Origin of the sequence: Culturomica massiliensis (assembly GCF_900091655.1) — a bacterium.
GTDB classification, from domain to species: Bacteria; Bacteroidota; Bacteroidia; order Bacteroidales; family Marinifilaceae; genus Culturomica; species Culturomica massiliensis.
Genome location: NZ_LT594621.1, coordinates 2,230,202 through 2,250,880, shown reverse-complemented (window position 1 = coordinate 2,250,880; position 20,679 = coordinate 2,230,202). Strand labels below are relative to the sequence as shown.

Below are 20,679 nucleotides of genomic sequence, written 5' to 3'. Positions count from 1 at the left end.
AAATAAAAATATAATGATATGGAAGAGATTAAGTTTAGTACAATAGAAGAAGCTGTCGCCGATTTAAAGGCCGGGAAGATGATTGTGGCTGTAGATGACCCCGACAGGGAAAATGAGGGGGATTTGATATGTGCGGCAGAATTCGCTACCTTGGAAAATGTCAATTTTATGGCTTCGTATGCAAAAGGGTTGATATGTATGCCTATGGGGCGGGCATTGACGGAGAAGCTGAATCTGCAACAGATGGTAGCAAACAATACGGATAACCATGCGACGGCTTTTACCGTGTCTATCGATCATATCTCGACGACAACGGGGATTTCGGCTCTGGAACGCTCCGTTACGGCAATGAAATGTGTAGAAGACGATGCAAAACCTTCCGACTTCCGTCGTCCGGGGCATATGTTTCCGTTGGAAGCCAAGCCGGGAGGTGTTTTGGAGCGGATGGGGCATACTGAAGCGACCGTCGACCTGATGCGGATTGCCGGCTTAAAGGAGTGCGGTTTATGTTGCGAAATTATGCGGGAAGACGGAACGATGATGCGTACCACCGAATTATTGGCGTTTGCCCGGGAACACGGTCTGAAAGTAATAACGGTGGCTGACCTGATTGCCTATCGCCGGAAAACGGAAATTCTGGTAGAAAGGGTAACGGAGGCCGAAATGCCTACAAAATACGGTATTTTTAAAGCGTACGGATATGTGAATAAGATCAACGGAGAACACCATGTCGCTTTGGTGAAGGGAGATGTGGCCGACGGAGAGCCGGTATTATGCCGGGTACATTCGGAATGTCTGACGGGGGATGCTTTCGGTTCGTTGCGTTGTGATTGCGGAGAACAACTGGCGGAAGCTTTACGGAGAATAGAAAAGAATGGCCGGGGTGTATTGCTGTATTTGCGTCAGGAAGGCCGGGGAATCGGTTTGATAAATAAATTAAGGGCTTATCATTTGCAGGACGGAGGTATGGATACAGTAGAAGCGAATCTGGCTCTCGGGTTTAAGGCTGATTTGCGGGAATACGGTACAGGTGCGGAAATTTTGGCCGATTTAGGCGTGAAGAAAATGATACTTATGACCAATAATCCTTTGAAGATAAGAGGATTGGATGGGTACGGACTGGAAGTGGTCGGACGGGAACCGATAGAAATGACCTGTAATGAAAAAAATGAGTTTTATATGTATACCAAATACAAAAAAATGGGGCATATATTGCATGTGAAAGGGGATTGGAAAAAGGCTGAGAAATAGAGGTTTCAGACTGATTTTCAAATAACTGGCATGTAATGTATTGATTGATAATGTAATAATAAAAAAAAATATAAATTTTGGTACTATGAATGTTTTGGAAGGAAAATTATTGGCGGAAGGACAGCGTATAGGAATTGTCGCCGGCCGTTTTAATGAATTTATTACCAGTAAATTACTGGGAGGTGCAATCGACGCCTTTGTACGTCACGGCGGATGTGAAAAAGATATTACCTTGGCCTGGGTACCGGGAGCTTTCGAAATTCCCCTGACAGCGCAGAAAATGGTGGAAAGCGGAAAATACGATGCCGTTATTTGCCTGGGAGCGGTTATCCGGGGAGCGACACCTCATTTCGATATGGTGGCCAATGAAGCGACGAAAGGAGTGGCGCAGGTCGGATTGCGTACCGGTGTACCGGTGATTTTCGGTATTCTGACGACGGATTCGATTGAGCAGGCCGTAGAAAGGGCCGGAACAAAAGCCGGAAACAAAGGTTTTGAAGCAGTGGCTACAGCTATTGAAATGATCAATTTATTGAAGCAAATTTAAGTTTATAAAGCCGGATATAAAAAAAGTTGCCGCGACACAGCCGTGGCAACTTTTTTATCGGAGAAAAATGAATTATATTTTTTTCAATGCTTCCATAGCTTTGTCATAATCCGGTTCGTGCGTGATTTCCGGAACATATTCTACGTATTTGACTTTCCGGTCTTTACCGACGATAACGATCCCCCGCGACAACAACCGGAGTTCTTCAATCAAAAAGCCGTATTTTTTACCGAAATCGACATCTTTGTAATCGGACAAGGTAACCACTCTGTCGATGCCTTCGGCTGCGCAATAGCGGTGAAGGGCAAAAGGCAGGTCGCATGAGATGGCGATAATAACGATATCATTACTCAGTTCCGTTGCGATTTTATTGAACCGGTGCATCTGTGCCGAGCATACCGGCGTATCTATAGAAGGGAATACAGATATAACCACCTTCTTGTCTTTGAACTGATCCAGGCTGACGGGTTTTAAACCTTGGTCGGCAGCCGTGAATACCGGAGCTGTTTCTCCTACTTTAATCGGTTGGCCCGCAAGTGTCAGCGGGTTTCCATGCATTGTAATTTTCATGTCTTTTTTATTGGTTTTACGTTAGTATAAAAGAAATGTTTTGCTTTTTTAATAAATCAAAAGAATCTTCCGAATTGTATTGTCAAAATGCAGGATATTCTGATCATTTATTGAGCAATAAATTTATACAAAATTTGAATGATTATCAAGCGATGATTCTGTCTTAAATTAAAGAAACCGGGTCGTATCATATCAGTACAACCCGGTTTTCTTTATTTTTCAGTAACGTCCCGCCGATAATCGAATCCGCCGTCGAATTTATTGTGACGGATATCTATGTTTTTGACCCGTTCAAAAAGAAAGCGTTTTTTGTTCCAATGGAAGGCCGGATATTCCTGATTCTGGCGGATCGTATTTTTACGAAAGACAAATCCGTCCAGAGATTTGGCATATACGACCGGTTGGTCGAAAGTCTCGAAAAAGTTGTTTTCGATAATGACACCTTTACCCGGACCTCCGTGGAAGTATAATTTTTGGGCTTTCAGATCCGGAATTTCCGGATAGATGGAGATGATTGCATTGGTGAACTGGAACATATTCGTCAATGCGTTGATAAACCGGTTATTGCGGATGATGACTTCCCGGCAGGCTCCGGTTTCAAACCAGCCGTTACAGTCGCCGCAGAGCAGAATGGCGGTGCCGGAAGTATGGTCGAACGTATTGTTTTCGACGATGGTCTTTTTCGGTGTACTGAATAAGGCACCCCGGGCTCTGTTGTTACGGACTGTGTTATTGCTGAAAACAACTTCCGGAGTCCATTCAAGGTTTTCTATTCCGCAACCGGTTCGGGCATTGATGGCCGTATCTATGGGATGTTCGAATTGGATCAGGTATTCCCGGGCACCGGTTATCTCCTTTTTGTCATACGGATGAATCGTTTTGATTTTGTTGCCGTTCCCGACTAACTCCATGGTAGACGAGTTGACGAATTGAACGGCGTCGCCCGGCCGTCCCCATTCGAATCCCCAGGCTTGGTCGTGCATGTATCTCCCTACCAATGTGTTATTGTCCAAGCGCCGGATCACTTTCAGGTAGGTCCCGTGTATGTTGATGGCGTCGTCCATCATACCTTCATACAGTCCGTTTTTGGAGATAATTTTACCTTTGCATCCGGAAAAATGGGTCGCATCGGCCTGGGTGGTGAAGTAACGGGGATCGTTTTCCCCTTTCAGGCACACGCTGAAACCGTCTAAAGTGATGTTTTCGCACAATTGGGCCAATAGGCCCATGCCTTCTGCATAATGTACTTTTACATTTTGCAAACGGGTATTTCGGTTGTGGGAAAGAAACAGTCCCGGAGTCGGGCGATACCAGGTGCGCATAGCAATGACAGTTCCCGGTATGAGGCGTTTGTCTTTCCATTGCGGAGCCAGAATTGTACGGGGCGCTACTTCCTGAGCTCCCTGTGTGTTATAGAATAAATCGCTTGTATTGTATACGATGTGGCGGCTTTCGGCTTCAAAAGCAATTCCCGTAGATTGACGGGCTACCCAGCCTTCTCCCGTCGTTTCGAAATAACCTTCTTCTCCGATACGGTATTTTACCCACGGGGCTACTTCAAATGTGATCCCTTCCTGCGGATCATTTTTTATCACTTTGATTTGGGCAATGTGGGGGTTTTCAAAATCGATACTGAAATTTTTCAGTGTACAGTTTTCCGAATTCAGCAGCGAAAGAGGAATCATACGTCCGTGAAAGACAAATTCGGAATGCTGACCGTCGATGGTGACATGTTTTAAATTTTCCAAAGCAATTCCGACAATTTTCGGGTTCACCTGGTCGTGGTTGGAAATATAATATTCGCGCCGGCTGGCTCCCGCTTCGTGGAAATCATATCTTCCGGCCGGAAAAATAAGGGTAATCCGATCCCCTTCGTGGTATTCGCCTTTTATGGTTTCAATCGCTTGGACCAATAGGGGGGAAGCATTTTCACCGCTGTTGGCTTTTAAACCGAAATCGGCCATGTTGTATACTTTGCTTTTACCTGTAGCCAGGAAAACGACACACATGAACAGAATACTTGTCAGTAAGTATTTTTTTCTCATATCCACTAGTTTAAATTAAAAAATCAGAATCACACTGCCACTTTATAAAATAATGGACAAAGATAACGGTTTTCTTGGATAATATATATTCCGAAACGAATTTGGCTATTGGAAAGATAATTCAGGTATCTCGAAGGGATTTATTGGGGGAGAAATAACGAGTTTTTATTTTTGGTTTTATTGTTTAAATGCAGATGAAAGATGTATTGTGAAAGACAGATAAATCAGGAATCGGGGATTTTTTCGCCTTCTTCATTGAGGAAACCACAACAATATTTTGAGGATAAAAGGGCTATCCAGGCTTGTTTTGCTGATTGGGTTTCTAAGTTGGGGCAAAAACCGGACATTATTTTCGGAAAGGGAAGCTATGGAACGGGAGAACGCTTGAATTTGGTTCAACGCAAGATAAATTATGAATCATTGTCTAAAAGAGTATCTTTGGGAGAGGGTGAAAAAAATTTAGAATCTCTTATTAGCAAACTTCAGGATTTTTACAGCAGGTATGGAATGAAATTTAAGGAAAAAATTCGAGGCTGGCTGAAAGAAATAAATGTGCAAAGTGATACGTGGACTTTGGGAGATATTTTAAGATTTTTGGATGCCAGAGCAAAAGAAGAGCCTATTCCTATTGCTCCTACAGAGAAGGGGATAGCGGAAGTGAGATTACCTTTTTCTATGAGTGCCCAGCGCGATTTTGCTTTTCCAGCGCATACCAGGGCAGTAGCCGTTTTTGGTCAACGAATGTTTGAAGAACAATCTTCAGACGGAGTGCATGCAGAAGAACAGATCGTAACCAGACTTCAAAAATTAGAGGCTGAAGTGGCAGAGCTGGAAGTAAGAGAAAGAAAGCTATCCATTACAATTAATAATTTCCCTTGTTTGGAGAGATGTACTCCTCAGATCATAACATTGACAACAATATTTCCGACGATAACGATTTATTATGCAATACCGTATGGGGGAGAAGATTTTGAAGCTGCGGCACGAAAATTGAAGAGTGCCGGAATAAATTTGATTCCTATCGACCCGAGGGATTATATGACACCGGAAGTGAAGAGAGACCTTACAACGGATCAAGCCTACAGATTTGAACAGGCAGCGAAACGTAGAACCCTCAATCCCTTACCTAAATAAAAGATAGAGGGAGGGCGAAATCAGTCGTCTTCTTCGTCTGAAGGGAAGAAGGTATAAATCGCTTGTAACAGGATAGCAAGTCCCCAGCCGGCTGCCGGCCAGATAACCCACCAATGTCCGGGTGTCTGATTGTAATTGATAAAGGTCAGGAACAACATAATGACAATGTAAATCAAAATTTGCCGGTAGAGTTTGTTCAGTCTTTTTTTCCGATTTTCTGTGTTTGTTTCCATGATAGCTTGTTATTTAGTCAAGTTATTGATTTGTTCTAAAATCCGATCCGGTTTCGCTAATAAAGCTTTCAGATGTTTGCCCCGGACGGAGAGAAATGTTTTGGGTTCCTGGGCGGCCTGAAATACTTGTTTTCCTTGTGCATAGGGAACGACTTCGTCTTCGGGACTGTGGATGATGAGCTTGGGGATACGGGTGATGGAGGGGATATCTGTGTCGGCGGAATAGGGAAATACCAGATAAGGTTTTACCGTTTCCCGCTGTTCTTCCGGTATATACTGTAAAGCGATAGCGGCAAACGAACTCATTCCGCCTTCGAGTACAAGGGCCAGGATGATAAAGATTTTTTTCATAGTTTATTCTTTTTTAAATTTGCAACGACCGTGAGGTCGTTCAATTTAAAGTCAGTTATTATTCTAACTTTCCGATGTAGGATTTCAAGGCTTCAATATAGCTTTCGAAAGCAGAAGAACCGGCAGGCGGGATTTTACAAATGGTTTGCGGCATTTTTCCTTTGAATGTTTTTTCGATGCCAATGTATCCAGCTTTGTTCAGCTTGTCGATCTGTACACTGAGATTGCCGGCAGTTGCCTTTGTTTGTTCCTTGAGAAAAACAAAGTCGGCACTTTCAACAGAGATCAGAATCGACATGATAGCCAGTCGTAATTCCGAATGCAATAAAGGATCCAGTTCTTTAAACATATCGTTCTGATTTTATGCGATTTTTCTTTTCTGCCTGTTGTAATATATGTCCCGGAATGATCATGCAGAAAAGGAAGATCGCGGCGAAAATCAGAATACATTCCAGACTGGTAATGAAAATCAGGGAAAAAGATAGTCCGATACCGATAAATCCGCCGATTGTCAACGCTTTGAATTTAATGATCAGTCCGGTCATTGCTGTTCCAGCATTGGCAAATAAAGCAATTAACAACAGAACAGGAATAGGTTCGAAAAAAGCGATACCGGCAGTTATCCATATCATAATACCTAAAACAATCCAAACATAGCCGACTACCCGGTCTATGAAAGTGGTCACTCTTTTAGGATGATTACGTTTTTCGAAATATTCCCAGAGGCCGCCGATGAGGATGATGCCGAACCAAAGCAGGAAATAGTAATTGTTGTGCGTGTAACGAACGAGAAAATAAACGAGTAGCGAAATAAAGAGTGTGCAGTAGCCATTGACAAGCAAGCCAATATAACCTCTGCTTTCCAGATTGTTGTGGGTGTTCTGAATCATGCGGGCGATCAGTTCCAGACTTTCTTTTTCATTGAGAGATTTGTTTTCCATAGTTATTCGTATTAATAGATCGGGATTATTTTTTTATTTCTGATACAAAAATAAATTAGTTTATAATATAAACAAAATTATTTTATGAAATAATTTAAAAAATAGGAGAAACCGCTAGAAGTAAAATAGAAAACGGAGAAGTAAAATTTTATTTACTCCTCCGTTTAGGATATTCAGCTAAATTTCTTAATTCTTTTTCTTCTTTTGTTGTTGTTCTCTGGCGCGTTGTTCCTGCATCCGTTGCATTTGTTCCAGACGTTCCTGGAATTTGGATTTTTTTACCGGTTTGGATTTTGCCAATTCGATCTGCCGCAACAATTTCTCATCGTTTACATAACGCTGGATAACCCATGTCTGGATGATCGTAATCAGCGTGGCAACGAAATAGTAATAACTCAAGCCGGAGGAGTAGCTGTTGAAAATAAACAGGAACATAATCGGCATGAGGTACATCATAGTCTGCATGCCTTTCAACTGATCGTTTTGCGGCTGGTTTTTCTTATTCATAATCATGTAGATGATATTGGTAGCTGTCATCAACAGGCAGAATAAACTGACATGATTACCATAGAACGGTATGGTGAACGGCAGAGTGGCGATGGAGTCATAGGAAGCCAGGTCGGTGGCCCATAGGAAACTTTTTTGCCGGAGTTCTATTGCACCGGGGAAGAACCAGAACAGGGCGATAAGAATCGGCATTTGCAACAGCATCGGCAAACAGCCTCCCATCGGATTTACACCGGCTTTTTTATACAAGGCCATTGTTGCTTTTTGGCGTTCCAGTGCTTTTTCTTTGGGGAATTTTTTATTGATTTCGTCGATTTGTGGTTTCAGTACCCGCATTTTGGCCTGTGACAAATAGGATTTGTAGGTTAAAGGGAAAAGTACCAGCTTAATGATCAACGTCAATAATAGAATGATCAAACCGTAGTTGGTCGTTACATGATTTTCCAAAAAGCCGAAAAGAGGAATCACAACATATTGGTTGAACCAAGCCACCCATTTCCATCCCAGGTTTACGAGTTTAGGTAATTCTATGTCGGCACCGTATTCTTTTAAAACAGGAAATGAATTCGGACCAAAGAAAAATTTCATATTGTAAGCTTCGTTGGCTTTTCCTTCGTAAACCAGAGGAATCTCTGCGTATACTTTTTTCAGATAACCGGGTTCATTGCTTATCTGGGTAGATAAACTGACGTCGGTAAATGACTCGCCTGCGATCAATACCGATGTAAAAAACTGTTGTTTGAATGCCACCCATTTAATTTTATTGGTCAACGTTTCTTTTTCATCGGATGTCATGGACATGTTTTCTACATCGTCGCTTAAGAAATCATAATACACTCCGGTATAGCGGTTTTCAAAATCCTTGCTTTTTTCCAATTGCGGCATATCGGCTCCCCAGAATAGAGTCAGGAAAGAAGAATTGGAAGCAATGACATCATTCATATTGTGGGTGAGGATACTGAAGTCGGCCATATAACTGTCCGGAGCCAGTTTATATAAAAATTCGACGTATTTATTGTCCTCGGAATAGAGTTTCAGCGATAATGTCTGTTCTCCGTTCTCGGCGTAGAGCACGGACTCAGTTGTATTGGGCTGAAACAGATATTTTTCGGTATTGACCTGTTTGTTGCGGGCGTAAAAATTCAGGCCGAACGTACTTTTGTTTTCGTTCCATAAAATAAGCGGCAGGGAATCGTGGGTGCAGTAGTCTTTTAAATCCACATTTACGATGCGCCCTCCCAGGGTACTGATCTGGAGCCGGATTTTGGCATTTTCCAGAGTAATGATTTTTTCCGTCAGACTATCTTGTACAAAGACTGTATTCTGATTTTGGGGTAACGAATCGTTTTGCCGGGCCAATTCGAAATCTTTCTTTTCCTGCTCGGCAACCTGTGCCGCTCTTGCTGCTTCTACGCGGGCGATGGAATCCCGTTGCTCCTGGGCACGTTGAAGCTCTGCTTCACTCGGACGAGTTAAATATGAAAATCCGATAAGGATTAAAAAAATAAGCACTAAGCCGAAAATGGTGTTTTTATCCATATTTAAAGGGTCTATAAATTTTTATGTTAAAGAAATCGGAGCTTTACGCGGAAAATAATCCGTAAATACTCCTGGTCTCTGGTGTATTAAGATATACAAGCTTTTATAAAGGCTACAAACAAAGGATGCGGTTTGATGACCGTACTCTTGTATTCCGGATGAAACTGTGTTCCGACGAACCATTTATGGCCGGGTATTTCTATAATTTCCGTCAGTCCGGTGTCCGGATTGATGCCGGTTGTGATCATTCCTGCTTTTTCGAAAGCTTCTTTATATTCATTGTTAAATTCGTAACGGTGACGATGTCTTTCTTCAATGGTTTTCTGTCCATAAGCTTCATAAGCCTTAGAACCTTCTTTCAGTTCGCATTTGTAAGCCCCGAGCCGCATCGTTCCCCCTTTTTCCGTTATATCTTTCTGGCTGTCCATAAGATCGATTACCGGATATTTGGTTTTTGCCGCTATCTCGGTCGAATCGGCACCTTCCAGATTCAGTACATTGCGGGCAAATTCAATGACTGCCATTTGCATGCCCAGGCAAATACCGAAGAAAGGGATATTGTTGGTCCGGGCATAGTGAATAGCTGTCAGCTTGCCGTTAATACCCCGGTGGCCGAAACCGGGAGCAACCAAAATTCCGTGCAGATCTTTCAGTGTTGCTTCAACATTTGCTTCATTCAGGGCTTCACTGTGAATCCAATGGATATTTACTTTGCAGTCATTGACGGCTCCGGCATGAATAAAAGCCTCTGAAATGGATTTATAGGCATCGTGTAATTCTACGTATTTGCCGACCAGACCGATTTGTACTTCCTGACGGTAGTTCTTTAATTTATACAAGAATTTTTTCCAGGAATCGAGATCCGGCTCACTGTTAAGAGGAAGGTCCAGTTTTTCGAGAACAATCTCATCCAGTTTTTCCTCTTCCATCTTAATCGGCACTTCATAGATCGTAGAAACATCTATCGATTCGATGACGGCTTCCGGTTGTACATTACAGAATAAAGCGACCTTCCGTTTGAGATCACTGTTTAACTTGTGCTCCGTACGCAGTACCAGAATATCGGGTTGTACTCCGATTTCCAACAGCGATTTTACAGAATGTTGTGTCGGTTTGGTTTTCAATTCGCCGGAAGCGGACAGGTAGGGCACCAGTGTCAAATGAATCAATACCGATTTTTCTCCCAGTTCCCATCTGAGCTGGCGAACTGCTTCGAGAAAAGGTAAAGATTCGATGTCACCGACCGTGCCGCCGATTTCGGTAATGACAACGTCGTATTCACCTTTGCTGCCCAATAATTTGATGTTTCGTTTGATTTCGTCGGTAACGTGGGGTACGATCTGAACGGTTTTTCCCAAGTAATCCCCCCTTCTTTCTTTGTTGATGACGTTTTGGTAGATCCTTCCCGTAGTAATGTTGTTTGCCTGCGAGGTCGGACAGCCGGTAAAACGTTCGTAATGTCCGAGATCCAGGTCGGTTTCAGCGCCATCGTTCGTGACATAGCATTCTCCGTGTTCGTAAGGATTGAGGGTACCTGGGTCGATATTAATATATGGATCCAGTTTTTGATTAGCTACTTTATATCCCCTTGCCTGAAGCAATTTTGCCAGAGAGGAGGCGATAATACCTTTTCCTAACGAGGAGGCTACACCTCCGGTAACGAATACATACTTTGTTGACACGATTCAGAATTTTTAGTCTTTTCAATCAAAGTGACAAAGGTAATAAATTTAAAAGTGAAAAGTGAAAAGAAGGGCGGGAAAATGAACGAAAAATGCAGAGGGTAAACTCTGCATTTTCACATTTATTGTGTTTTAAATCAATGTATCGAGGGCTTTTAATTTTTCCTGTAATAAAGCCAGGCGTTGTTTTGTCTTTTCGATTTTATTTTTCAGCTCCCGGATCAAGCCTTCCGATTTATTGGATTTTGCTATGAACCCGATGTTGTTTTCCCAGGTATTGATATCTGTTTCCAACTGTCTGATTTTTATAACTAATTTCTCCCGTTCATTGATGATTTTGAATTCTTTGTTTTCATCTGTATCCAGTGCATTGATTTTCGCCCTGTATTTTTCCAGATTTTTATCGAATTCGTCCAGGTTCATTTTATCGAAATACGTGTTGATGGCATTCCTGAATTCATCCTGGAGGGAATCTTTGAATTTGATCGGAACATAACCGATTTCATTCCAGCGGGTCTGGAAGTCTTTCAGCTTTTGAATGTTTGCTTCCGTATTTTCGGACAATGTAAATTGTTTTACTTCTTCCAGTAAGGCTTTTTTCAGTTCCATATTTTTTTCCTGTTCGGAATCGATATCTTTAAAATGAGCCTTTTTATTGTTGAAGAAGGTGTCACAGGCTGCCCGGAAGCGCATCCAGACCTTATTGGAATATTTGCGGGGTGCTGGTCCGATTTTCTTCCATTCTTTTTGATAAGAAATAATTCTGTCCGTGGTGGTCTTCCACTCCGTGCTGTCCTGGATAGCCTCTACTTTTTCACATAGTTTGATTTTCAATTCCAGGTTTTTTTCCTGGTCAACCAACATTTGCTTGTAAAATTCCCGTTTGCGATTGAAAAATTCGTCACAGGAGGCCCGGAAAGTTTTGAATATCCGGTTGCGTTCTTTTTGGGGAACCGTTCCGGAATGTTTCCATTCTTCCTGTAAATCAAGCAACGCTTTGGCTCCGTTATTCCATTCGGCAATTCCGTTGTATTCGGCAGCAGCAATAACCGCTGCTTTTTCACAGATTTCTTCTTTTACTTTCAGGTTATTTTCCTGTTCTTGCTTTAAGGTCTCGAAAAAATTGTGGTAGCTTTCATTGATTTTGCCGGTGGCCGCTTTAAAACGCTCCCAGATAGGTTCTTGCTGTTCTTTGGGGATCGGACCGATCTCTTTCCATTGGGCATGCAAAAACTGTAATTGTTTGAATGCTTCGTTTATGTCGTTTTTCTCAATCAGTTGTTCGGCTTCTTCGCAGAGTTTGATTTTGGCATCCAGATTTTTCTTTAAATCCAGATCCCGTAATTCTTTATTGATCTTGATGTAATTGTAGAAATTTTCTACGTGATGATGGTAGGTTTCAAGTAAGTTATTTACCTGGCCTTGAGGAACAAGCCCGGTATTCCGCCAGCGTTCCTGTATGTCTTTGAATTCCTGGAATGTTTTATTGAGAGCTTCCTCTTTTTGAACGAGTTCCTTCAATTCTTCGATTAGCTGAAGCTTGATCTCCAGATTCTTTTCCCGTTCAGCCTCTGTTTGTTTAGCCATTGCCACCTTTTTGTCTTTCAGACTTTTACAGAGGTTGTAAAATTTCTCCTTGGCATCGTTTTTGTATTTGAAATCGGTGGCAGGAGTCCCGTCGGCGGTAAAGTCTGCCAATGCCTGATCGAATTCTTTCTGATACTGCTTCTCGAATATGTCCGGAAGATGATCGGTCTTTATTTGCCCCGGAGCGTATTGCTCTATCAGTTTTTGTAATTCAGAAACAATCTCCTGGGTACTCAATAACGTGAAATCTACATTCGGGATTTCAGGTTTATCCGGAGATTCTGCGGTTTCTGACGATAATTGTTCCGGAACATTGCTTTCCGTTTCGTTTGCTGGTACTTCGGAAGTATTGTTCAATTCTTCGTTCAGTAACGTGTTGTCTTGCTCCATAGTTTGTATGCCGTGTTAGAATTCACTATTATATTAACATACGAAATTAGTTAAATTCTATGAGAAAGACAATATTTGACCCGAAAAAGTCAAAAATGGTTTTAAACGAACTAATCCAGCATCAGGCTGATATAGGCCGGATAATGGAAAACAAGTTGGGTTAGTTCCTGTATATCCAATGATAGATCAGGACGTTGTACACCTGCGCCCGTCCGGAAAACCTGACCGTTTTTCAACCGGTAATATCCGTTGTTAAAAGGAAGCTGCTTGTCGGATAAAAAAAGCAGGACAGATTGATGGGGATGATTGGCCGCATAGATACCGAGTACTTGGCGGGCGTCGATGATCCGTGCCATTCCTCTGCGGCTGCTGTGTCCGGAACGTGCCGGCACTTTACAGCTGATCTCATTCGTATGCCATATTCCGGCCGCTGTATTTAACAGAGCACTTTTCTCTTCTTCGGAATCATACAGTAATTCGTTGATCCGGATATTATCCGTGGTGGGAAGAGTGAATGCCATTCCACCCGGTTGTCCCGAAGGATGCCGGAATACCAGTAAGCTTCCGCCTGAAAGGTATAAGTCTTCCAGAATGATATCGAAGTCTTCGGAGGAATGCTGTACGCAATTGGGACGACGTAGCATATTCCGGTTGAAATACTTGTATAATTCCTGGCGTTGTGCGAGCGTTTGTGCAGCGGTCAGTGCAGTTACGGCAGGATGCTTATGGTAGACGGGTAAATAATAATTTTCGGATGTGTACCGGAACACCGGAGCATAACCCGCCTGGCTGTAATAGTCGTATAACCAATCCTCCTGGGGAATCAGTATGCTGAAAATGAATTTCCGGTTTTTCATGGTGAAAAACGCTTCCGTCAGCAGTTTTTGCATCAATCCTTTATTACGGGCATCGGGATGTGTCGATGCCCCGGAAATATAAGAAACCGGAACTTCTTGCTGATTCCAGGTCATTGTATAAGGAAGCATTTGCAGGACGGAAACGATTTGTCCGTTTTCTTCAATACCGATTGTATTTTCATCCTTGTATTTCCGTTCGAAATAAAAACGGATAAATTCCTCCGTGTCATTGAAGCAAATGCGCCAAAGGTTAATCGTACCTTCTTTGAGTGTTTCTATTTTTTTATCGCTATGCATTTTTCCAATAATATGTCAGGATGGTATGAGAGTTTTGCCTGACGTAATCCCGGAAGACCGAGGTCTTCTTCCCGGTTGATATAGAGATATTGCTCCGGAAGATGGGCGGCAAATTCTTTATTGATGATGCTGTATGTACCGTCTATTTTCATCGTGGCTTTTTCAACATGTGTTGCAAATGTGGTTTCATTGACCGGAGAGCCGAAGGTGAAGGCAAGCATTTTATCACCGACCCATATCGCTCCGCCCAAAAGCCCTAGTTCTTCATAGTGATGGATGTTATAGGTCAATGCCCGGCGTTCGGCTTTCATGCTTGCCTGTACGACGTAGTCGTGCTCCATGCACCAACGGGATTCAAGTTCGAGACATTGAGGCAGCATCTCCGGTGTCAGCATTGTATAACGATATACGTGCTCTTTTACAAATTTGTTGACATGGTTTCTCTTGGGTTGGTAATATTTCCCTTTCAATTCCGCTAATGCCGAGCGGCTATAGATGTAATCGGCATAATCCCGGTGTATATCATATTCGAAAAGTGTCGGATAGTATTTTTCGAGTTTATCCCGGGTGTCCGGATAAGGACCTTGCAATCGTAAAGGCTGACCTTCTGCTGAAGCTTCCCGTTCCAACAGGTCGATGACATGCATGATGTTACCTTGTCCGATAGGCATTAGGTAAATGACTCGGTTGTCTTCCATACGAAAACGGATGACCAGACAATTTTCAACCTCGGCGAAGCTACTGTCATTACTGAAATGCCACGCGCACAAATTAGCAAATGAAAAATCACAATCCTGTGGAGCGTAAGTCAGCGTATATGAAGTAATGAGGTTTTTATCTTTTAGGGTAATTGGTTTAAAATCAATCATATATATGTGTGCAGAAAAATAAACATTCTTTTCGTTCGATAATACGAAATTATCTGATTTTAGGTTTAGTTCTGTGAAAAGAAATATATTTTTTTACGCAAACGAAATAAATTCAACGATTGAATTGTAGAATTTAGACCGGACTTCCAATTCTCCCTGTTCCGAAAAAACGATCGTAAATTTTAAATCCTATTCGGTTTTCTTCAGTACCAAGGCAAATCCGCCTCCCGGAGCTTCCTGTATAACAATTTGCTTATCCGTTGTCAATTCGAATTCCTCCCGCTTGTAGTCTCTTCCGCTACGGTCTGCATTTATACCGTCTTTAAAGAGGATAGCCTGATATTTATCGTTACCTAAGAAATTGAGATCGAGCGTCGTTTCCCGGGGGGTCCAGTTGGTCAGGCCTCCGATATACCAGTTTGCACCTTTACGCCGGGCAATGGTTACGTATTCTCCGATTTTCCCTTCCAGAACACGTGTTTCGTCCCAGATAACGGGTATGCCGGCGATAAATTCCAGGGATTCTTTTTCACGGAGGTAGTTGCTGGGATTGTCACACAACATATTCAAAGGGGATTCAAAAATAATGTAGGTCGCTAACTGACGGCAGCGTGTACCCTGACTCATCGGTTCGGAATATACCGGCGCATAAGCACCTTTGGCTGCATTCCGCATAGCTCCTTGTGTGTAGTCCATCGGGCCGGCCGCCATGCGAATAAACGGAATAGTAACGTCATATGTCACAAGGTCTGTAGAAGCCGGAGCCCATTTGGCATTTTCCAGGCCGAATACACCTTCATTGTTGAGCACATTCGGATAAGTGCGTTGTAAGCCCGTCGGTTTATAAATGCCGTGTAAATCCAATACTAAATTATAACGGGCTGCCGTCGCTGCCGCTTCATACACAAAATCAACGACTTGCTGGTCGTCCCGGTCCATAAAGTCAACTTTAAATCCTTTTACACCTATATTGGCATAATGTCTGCATACATTCTCCATATCTTTGCGGAAAGCTTCGTAACCGGCCCAAAGGATAATGCCGACTTCTCTGTCCATGGCATAATTGACCAGTTCCCGGATGTTTATTTCCGGTATGACTTGCAACAGATCGGCCTGTTTGTTTACCGCCCAGCCTTCGTCCAGAATCACATATTCGATACCGTTGCGGGAAGCAAAGTCGATGTAATATTTATAGGTGTCGTTGTTGATGCCGGCTTTGAAATCCACGCCGTCGATATTCCAGTCGTTCCACCAGTCCCAGGCCACTTTTCCCGGTTTGATCCAGGTGATGTCTCCGATGCGGGAAGGTGAGGCCAGACGATACACCATGTCGCAGTCTGCCAGTTGCTTATCGTCGGTGGAAATGACTGCAATTCTCCAGGGGAAATCGCGTTTCCCCTCTACTTTTGCCATGTACGGTTCCCGGGCTGTAACCAGTCCTTGCAACATATTGTGACCGCCTTGTACAACCGTCTTGGGGTAGGGGGCAAATACGCCGGTCAGGGCACGTTCTTTTTGCCCGCTGTTGAGATATAGTCCGGGGTAACTTTCGAGATCCGCCTCTGTGATCAATACTTTTCGGTTCTGTTCCAGTTCTACGACAAGGGGCAGGAACATCAGTTTATCTTTGTTTAACCGGGAAATAGAGGTGTGAGTATATGTATTTTCAAAGGAATTGAAAAATTGAGTTTCGAACGATTTCTCTTTGTCATGGCGGGCTTTTACATAAGGTACAATGGTATTGTAATCTTTATCAAAGCAAAAAGCGGCTTCTTCATTCACAATTGTAAAAGCCTTGTCTGCCAGATTCCGGAAGCGGTAGGCGACGCCGTCGTCGTAGACCCTGAATACCAATCCCCAGTTGCCTTTGAATGTCAATGTCAACTGATTGTAAATGTCGGCAACTTGATTTTTTTTATAAAAAGGGGCTGTGATGATGTTGTCGGCAGTTTGTTTGCTTGTTTTCTGTATGCGGGCATTCTGTCCCCAGATTTCTCCGTTCCCCAGCGTGACAGAAAGGGGAGACGGAGCAATAATGGTTTGGTCTCCGGTCTTTACACTCCAGGTAATAATATTTCCGATTTCTACGGTTAATTGCAACCGTCCGTCGGGGGAAGTGATCTGTTCCCGCTTTTGCGCCTGCGTTGAAACGATTCCAACGAATAAGAGAAAAGAAAGTATAATTTTCATAAATAGTCGTTTTTATGAATTCTGAATTGGAAATTTTAACCGGATGTTAAGTGGTTAAAGCACACTTCGCTGATTGAAATTTGTAAATTTCCTTATGCAAATTAATGTAAAAATCAGGATAAATCAAAATTTTACCGTTTTCCGGGCAAAATAAGTCCGTATTTGGATATGAGTAGGAAAGGCTTTATCTTTGATAGCTGAAATGAAACTTATGCTCTCTTATATTTTATATGGCCTGATCTGGCTGGTAAGTTTTTTGCCGTTGTGGTTATTGTACTTGCTTTCGGATGTCTTGTATTATATTATATACTATATTGTAAGATATCGCCGGGAAGTGGTGTGGGTTAATCTGCGTAATTCTTTTCCGGAAAAAAATGAAGCTGAATTGCGGAGAATCGAGCGGCGCTTTTACCGCAATCTGTGTGATTTTTTCGTAGAAATGTATAAGCCCTGGCATATGTCGGAACGGGCGATCCGCCGCCGTTGTGTATTCAAGCATGTCGAAATATTACAGCGTTATTTCGATGCCGGAAAAAGTGTGATAGGAGTATTGGGACATTATGGAAACTGGGAATGGATGGCGTCTTTTTCGTTATGGATGAAAGGAGATGTTGATTTTTATACCTTATACAAACCGCTTCATGATAAGGTGATGAATCGCCTGATGATACGTGTCCGCTCCCGTTTCGGGGCGAAGCCGGTTCCGAAGAAGGAGGTATTCAGACGGCTGGCCCGGGATTGTCAGCAGGGACATTTGTTTTTGGCCGGTTTTATCGGAGATCAGACTCCCGATAGCGGTAATCTGAATTTTTGGATGGAGTTTTTGCATCAGGATACGCCGGTATTGGAAGGAACAGAACGGATTGCGACGAAATTTAATCTTCCGGTTATTTCTTTACGCATGAGGAGGGTGAAACGGGGATATTATGAGGTTGATTTCGTGAATTTGTGTGAAGAACCTGTGAAACTGCAACCCGGGGAATTGACTCGGATGCATATGCGCCTGTTGGAACAGCAGATACAGGAAGCCCCTGAATATTGGCTGTGGTCCCATCGCCGATGGAAACACAAGCGGAATGTAAATCGCTGATGGTAAACTGTTCCGGAGTATTTTCCTGCAGAATTTACATTTTCAACTTTTAAATCTCCGAATTTTCAAATCTTGAATATATGGCACGGGTAGCGGTAATTATTTTAAATTGGAACGGCCGGCATTTGCTGGGAGAATATTTGCCGTCTGTTATCCGGAATACGAATCCGGCCTTGGGACGGGTTGTCGTTGCCGATAACTGCTCTACGGATGATTCATTGGCGTTACTAGCTGACGGATTTCCGGATGTGGATGTCATTCGGTTCTCTGAAAATTACGGTTTTGCCGGCGGATATAACCGGGCGATTGTACAGGTGGAAGAAGAGTATGTCGTTTTGTTGAATAGTGACGTAGAGGTGGCTCCGGGATGGTTAGAACCCATGATAGCTCTTTTGGACGGAGACTCCGGACTTGCGGCCGTCCAGCCTAAAGTACTTGCCTGGAAGGAAAAGAAACGGTTTGAATATGCAGGGGCCTGCGGCGGGTATATCGATAAGTGGGGATTTCCTTTTTGCCGCGGACGTATATTGGATACGACGGAGAAGGATGAAGGGCAATATGATGACGTGGCTGAAGTATTTTGGTGTACCGGGGCGGCTCTTTGTATCCGCCGGGACGTCTATTTAACCTGTGGTGGCTTGGATGAGCGTTTTTTTGCCCACATGGAAGAAATCGACCTTTGCTGGCGTTTGCGTAATAGGGGGTATACTTTGAAAGTTGAACCTGAATCTGTGGTTTATCATTTGGGAGGGGGGTCTTTACCGATGAATCACCCGCGTAAATTGTTTCTGAATTATCGTAACAATTTACTGATGATGTATAAAAATCTGGATGCTGCGAATTGGCGGCGGGTTATATGGTGGCGCCGTTTACTGGATTTGGCGGCGTTTGCACTTTTTTTGTTAAAAGGACAATGGGCCAATGCCCGTTCTGTGTGGAAGGCTTACCGGGCTTTTCGTAAATTGAAAAAAGAATATACTGAAGGAACGGGAAACCGGAAAGATAAGTGTATCTATAAAAAAAGTATTGTGTATGCTTATTTTATCAGGAAAATGCGTCGTTTTTCGGATTTGCAACAAGGGTGGAGATAAAAAATAATGTGGAAAGTAAACCTTTCGATCAGATATTTGTCAATATAAAGAGAATAGAATAAAATTTCCGGCATGGAGGACAAGGAGATTATAGAACTTTTTCATCTTAAGAATAAAAAGGAAGAAGCCTTTCGCTTGCTTGTAGATGAGTATAAGGAAAAGCTTTATTGGCATATCCGGAAAATTGTGCTCAGTCATGAAGATTGCAACGATATTCTACAGAATGTTTTTGTAAAAGTATGGCAGGGATTGAAAGAATTTAGGTATGAAGCGAAATTGTATACCTGGATGTACCGGATTGCGACGAATGAAGCGATTAATTTTCTGAATGAAAAGCGGCGGAAAGTATTTGGAAATTCGTCTGAAATTACGGATGTATTGGAGAATACGCTTGAGAGTGACCCTTGGTTTTGCGGAGACGAAATTCAGGCAGAATTACAACGGGCTATTTTAAAATTGACGGACCGCCAACGCTTGATATTCAATATGAAGTATTTTGACGATATGACGTATGAAGATATTGCAGAGGTATTGGATGTTGCGGTAGGAACATTGAAAGCGACGTATCACAATGCCGTGAAAAAAATAGAAGAAAGTATGCGAATAGCCGATAACTGTTTCTGATGGTTCAACCTTAAAATTTGGAGCAATGGAAAACTTTGACGATAAATATAAAAAGAAAAATCCTTTCTCGGTTCCGGATGGATACTTCGATCATTTGACGGATCAGGTGATGGAACGGGTTAAAGAGGAGAAAAAGCCCCGGCGGACAAGTTTTGTACATATACTAAAGCCTTATATCGGTTTGGCTGCCATATTTTTGTTGGCCCTGTTTGTGGTGCAGATTGTCCTGCCCCGTTTTATAGATAATTCCCGCATGCTGAAAAAGGAAAGTACGGAAGTTGTACAGGAGGCAAATGACAGGAAAGAGGATATAGAGCTGGATAGTAGTTTTAATCCAACCAGCGAGGAAATATTAGAATATCTTTCAACGGAGGTGAATAGTTATGATTTGATTTATGCTGAACTTTATTAATAGGATGATGAAATATTTGTTAATAATTATAGGTTTGTTGTCGGGTACGACACTATGGGCGCAAAATAATAAATTGAGTGAAGAAAAGCGCGATGAATTCGAGGCTCAGAAAGCTGCATTTTTTACGCAGGCTTTGGATCTTACACCTCAGGAGGCTGTCTCATTCTGGCCTTTATACAACGAGATGTTTAAAAAAATCCGGGAAAAAGATATGGAGATGCGTAAAAAAGCGAAGGTCATGCGGGAGACCAAAAACCTGACAGAAGCCGATGCACGTAAATATGTCGAGGGGTCTTTGGCTGCGGAACAGCAAATGCTGGATATCAAGAAACAATATTATCAGAAATTACTGGAAGTTATCCCGGCTAAAAAAATTGCGAAATTGGATTGGGTAGAACGTAAATTTCACAGGCAATTGTTGGATAAAATGCGTAAATGCTCGCAGCCTTCCAAATAAGCCGCGAAGATTTGC

The 20,679-nt window shown here is 42.6% G+C and carries 20 protein-coding genes; 8 read left to right on the top strand and 12 right to left on the bottom strand.

Annotated features, from left to right (window positions below):
- Positions 1 to 18: 18 nt before the first annotated feature.
- Complete coding sequence (locus BN8908_RS10920) at positions 19 to 1,251, top strand: bifunctional 3,4-dihydroxy-2-butanone-4-phosphate synthase/GTP cyclohydrolase II (protein ID WP_021988260.1); 1,233 nt, start codon at positions 19 to 21, stop codon at positions 1,249 to 1,251.
- An 85-nt stretch (positions 1,252 to 1,336) separates the two neighbouring features.
- Positions 1,337 to 1,798 (top strand): 6,7-dimethyl-8-ribityllumazine synthase, encoded by a 462-nt coding sequence (ribH, locus tag BN8908_RS10915; protein ID WP_021988261.1) that lies wholly within the window; start codon positions 1,337 to 1,339, stop codon positions 1,796 to 1,798.
- A 72-nt stretch (positions 1,799 to 1,870) separates the two neighbouring features.
- Here the strand turns inward: ribH and tpx are convergent, their stop codons facing one another.
- Positions 1,871 to 2,368, bottom strand: coding sequence for a thiol peroxidase (tpx, locus tag BN8908_RS10910; protein ID WP_021988262.1), 498 nt, complete (start codon positions 2,366 to 2,368; stop codon positions 1,871 to 1,873).
- A gap of 212 nt (positions 2,369 to 2,580) precedes the next feature.
- A complete protein-coding gene (locus BN8908_RS10905) occupies positions 2,581 to 4,377 on the bottom strand; it encodes a right-handed parallel beta-helix repeat-containing protein (protein WP_235837471.1) in 1,797 nt (598 codons plus the stop codon).
- Between the two features lie 291 nt (positions 4,378 to 4,668).
- Here BN8908_RS10905 and BN8908_RS10900 point away from each other — a divergent pair, with 291 nt between their 5' ends.
- Positions 4,669 to 5,547, top strand: a complete 879-nt coding sequence (locus BN8908_RS10900; protein ID WP_148453285.1) for a hypothetical protein — start codon at positions 4,669 to 4,671, stop codon at positions 5,545 to 5,547.
- 20 nt (positions 5,548 to 5,567) lie between these two features.
- On the opposite strand, the gene BN8908_RS10895 is transcribed toward BN8908_RS10900, so the two are convergent.
- The 10 genes from BN8908_RS10895 to BN8908_RS10850 form a co-directional block, all read right to left on the bottom strand.
- Positions 5,568 to 5,780, bottom strand: a complete 213-nt coding sequence (locus tag BN8908_RS10895) for a 2TM domain-containing protein (protein ID WP_021988265.1) — start codon at positions 5,778 to 5,780, stop codon at positions 5,568 to 5,570.
- 9 nt (positions 5,781 to 5,789) lie between these two features.
- Positions 5,790 to 6,131: an alpha/beta hydrolase family protein gene (locus BN8908_RS10890; protein ID WP_068690578.1), complete on the bottom strand. Its 342-nt coding sequence runs from the start codon at positions 6,129 to 6,131 to the stop codon at positions 5,790 to 5,792.
- Positions 6,132 to 6,189: 58 nt separating this feature from the next.
- Positions 6,190 to 6,480, bottom strand: a complete 291-nt coding sequence (locus tag BN8908_RS10885) for a winged helix-turn-helix domain-containing protein (RefSeq protein ID WP_068690577.1) — start codon at positions 6,478 to 6,480, stop codon at positions 6,190 to 6,192.
- A complete protein-coding gene (locus BN8908_RS10880) occupies positions 6,473 to 7,072 on the bottom strand; it encodes a hypothetical protein (RefSeq protein WP_068690575.1) in 600 nt (199 codons plus the stop codon). The genes BN8908_RS10885 and BN8908_RS10880 overlap by 8 nt, the downstream gene beginning before the upstream one ends.
- Positions 7,073 to 7,258: 186 nt before the next feature.
- A complete protein-coding gene (yidC, locus tag BN8908_RS10875; RefSeq protein WP_068690573.1) occupies positions 7,259 to 9,118 on the bottom strand; it encodes a membrane protein insertase YidC in 1,860 nt (619 codons plus the stop codon).
- An 86-nt stretch (positions 9,119 to 9,204) separates the two neighbouring features.
- Positions 9,205 to 10,800: a CTP synthase gene (locus BN8908_RS10870; protein WP_021988270.1), complete on the bottom strand. Its 1,596-nt coding sequence runs from the start codon at positions 10,798 to 10,800 to the stop codon at positions 9,205 to 9,207.
- Positions 10,801 to 10,932: 132 nt separating this feature from the next.
- Entirely contained in the window at positions 10,933 to 12,777 is a 1,845-nt protein-coding gene (locus BN8908_RS10865) for a DUF349 domain-containing protein (protein WP_021988271.1), read from the bottom strand.
- A gap of 110 nt (positions 12,778 to 12,887) precedes the next feature.
- On the bottom strand, positions 12,888 to 13,931 hold the full coding sequence (locus BN8908_RS10860) for a GNAT family N-acetyltransferase (protein WP_021988272.1): 1,044 nt from the start codon (positions 13,929 to 13,931) through the stop codon (positions 12,888 to 12,890).
- Positions 13,910 to 14,800, bottom strand: coding sequence for a DUF2156 domain-containing protein (locus tag BN8908_RS10855; protein WP_021988273.1), 891 nt, complete (start codon positions 14,798 to 14,800; stop codon positions 13,910 to 13,912). The genes BN8908_RS10860 and BN8908_RS10855 overlap by 22 nt, the downstream gene beginning before the upstream one ends.
- Positions 14,801 to 14,989: 189 nt before the next feature.
- Positions 14,990 to 16,990 (bottom strand): glycoside hydrolase family 97 protein, encoded by a 2,001-nt coding sequence (locus tag BN8908_RS10850; RefSeq protein WP_068690571.1) that lies wholly within the window; start codon positions 16,988 to 16,990, stop codon positions 14,990 to 14,992.
- Between the two features lie 211 nt (positions 16,991 to 17,201).
- On the opposite strand from BN8908_RS10850, the gene BN8908_RS10845 reads away from it, so the two are divergent.
- The 5 genes from BN8908_RS10845 to BN8908_RS10825 all read left to right on the top strand — a co-directional run bounded on the left by BN8908_RS10845 (position 17,202) and on the right by BN8908_RS10825 (position 20,664).
- Positions 17,202 to 18,080 (top strand): lysophospholipid acyltransferase family protein, encoded by an 879-nt coding sequence (locus BN8908_RS10845; RefSeq protein ID WP_021988275.1) that lies wholly within the window; start codon positions 17,202 to 17,204, stop codon positions 18,078 to 18,080.
- Positions 18,081 to 18,160: 80 nt separating this feature from the next.
- Entirely contained in the window at positions 18,161 to 19,171 is a 1,011-nt protein-coding gene (locus BN8908_RS10840) for a glycosyltransferase family 2 protein (protein WP_068690567.1), read from the top strand.
- Positions 19,172 to 19,234: 63 nt separating this feature from the next.
- The gene (locus tag BN8908_RS10835) at positions 19,235 to 19,795 is read left to right on the top strand and encodes an RNA polymerase sigma factor (protein WP_202668898.1); all 561 of its coding nucleotides are present in this window, start codon (positions 19,235 to 19,237) and stop codon (positions 19,793 to 19,795) included.
- A 25-nt stretch (positions 19,796 to 19,820) separates the two neighbouring features.
- Positions 19,821 to 20,207, top strand: coding sequence for a hypothetical protein (locus BN8908_RS10830; RefSeq protein WP_068690565.1), 387 nt, complete (start codon positions 19,821 to 19,823; stop codon positions 20,205 to 20,207).
- 7 nt (positions 20,208 to 20,214) lie between these two features.
- A complete protein-coding gene (locus tag BN8908_RS10825; protein WP_021988279.1) occupies positions 20,215 to 20,664 on the top strand; it encodes a hypothetical protein in 450 nt (149 codons plus the stop codon).
- The last annotated feature ends 15 nt before the right edge of the window (positions 20,665 to 20,679 follow it).

What these genes read in the sequence shown, in the direction of transcription:
- BN8908_RS10920 (WP_021988260.1), top strand. Translation starts at nt 19, where the DNA reads ATGGAAGAGATTAAGTTTAGTACAATAGAAGAAGCTGTCGCCGATTTA.
- ribH (WP_021988261.1), top strand. Translation starts at nt 1,337, where the DNA reads ATGAATGTTTTGGAAGGAAAATTATTGGCGGAAGGACAGCGTATAGGA.
- tpx (WP_021988262.1), bottom strand. Translation starts at nt 2,368, where the DNA reads ATGAAAATTACAATGCATGGAAACCCGCTGACACTTGCGGGCCAACCG.
- BN8908_RS10905 (WP_235837471.1), bottom strand. Translation starts at nt 4,377, where the DNA reads ATGTGTGTCGTTTTCCTGGCTACAGGTAAAAGCAAAGTATACAACATG.
- BN8908_RS10895 (WP_021988265.1), bottom strand. Translation starts at nt 5,780, where the DNA reads ATGGAAACAAACACAGAAAATCGGAAAAAAAGACTGAACAAACTCTAC.
- BN8908_RS10890 (WP_068690578.1), bottom strand. Translation starts at nt 6,131, where the DNA reads ATGAAAAAAATCTTTATCATCCTGGCCCTTGTACTCGAAGGCGGAATG.
- BN8908_RS10885 (WP_068690577.1), bottom strand. Translation starts at nt 6,480, where the DNA reads ATGTTTAAAGAACTGGATCCTTTATTGCATTCGGAATTACGACTGGCT.
- BN8908_RS10880 (WP_068690575.1), bottom strand. Translation starts at nt 7,072, where the DNA reads ATGGAAAACAAATCTCTCAATGAAAAAGAAAGTCTGGAACTGATCGCC.
- yidC (WP_068690573.1), bottom strand. Translation starts at nt 9,118, where the DNA reads ATGGATAAAAACACCATTTTCGGCTTAGTGCTTATTTTTTTAATCCTT.
- BN8908_RS10865 (WP_021988271.1), bottom strand. Translation starts at nt 12,777, where the DNA reads ATGGAGCAAGACAACACGTTACTGAACGAAGAATTGAACAATACTTCC.
- BN8908_RS10860 (WP_021988272.1), bottom strand. Translation starts at nt 13,931, where the DNA reads ATGCATAGCGATAAAAAAATAGAAACACTCAAAGAAGGTACGATTAAC.
- BN8908_RS10855 (WP_021988273.1), bottom strand. Translation starts at nt 14,800, where the DNA reads ATGATTGATTTTAAACCAATTACCCTAAAAGATAAAAACCTCATTACT.
- BN8908_RS10850 (WP_068690571.1), bottom strand. Translation starts at nt 16,990, where the DNA reads ATGAAAATTATACTTTCTTTTCTCTTATTCGTTGGAATCGTTTCAACG.
- BN8908_RS10845 (WP_021988275.1), top strand. Translation starts at nt 17,202, where the DNA reads ATGCTCTCTTATATTTTATATGGCCTGATCTGGCTGGTAAGTTTTTTG.
- BN8908_RS10840 (WP_068690567.1), top strand. Translation starts at nt 18,161, where the DNA reads ATGGCACGGGTAGCGGTAATTATTTTAAATTGGAACGGCCGGCATTTG.
- BN8908_RS10830 (WP_068690565.1), top strand. Translation starts at nt 19,821, where the DNA reads ATGGAAAACTTTGACGATAAATATAAAAAGAAAAATCCTTTCTCGGTT.
- BN8908_RS10825 (WP_021988279.1), top strand. Translation starts at nt 20,215, where the DNA reads ATGAAATATTTGTTAATAATTATAGGTTTGTTGTCGGGTACGACACTA.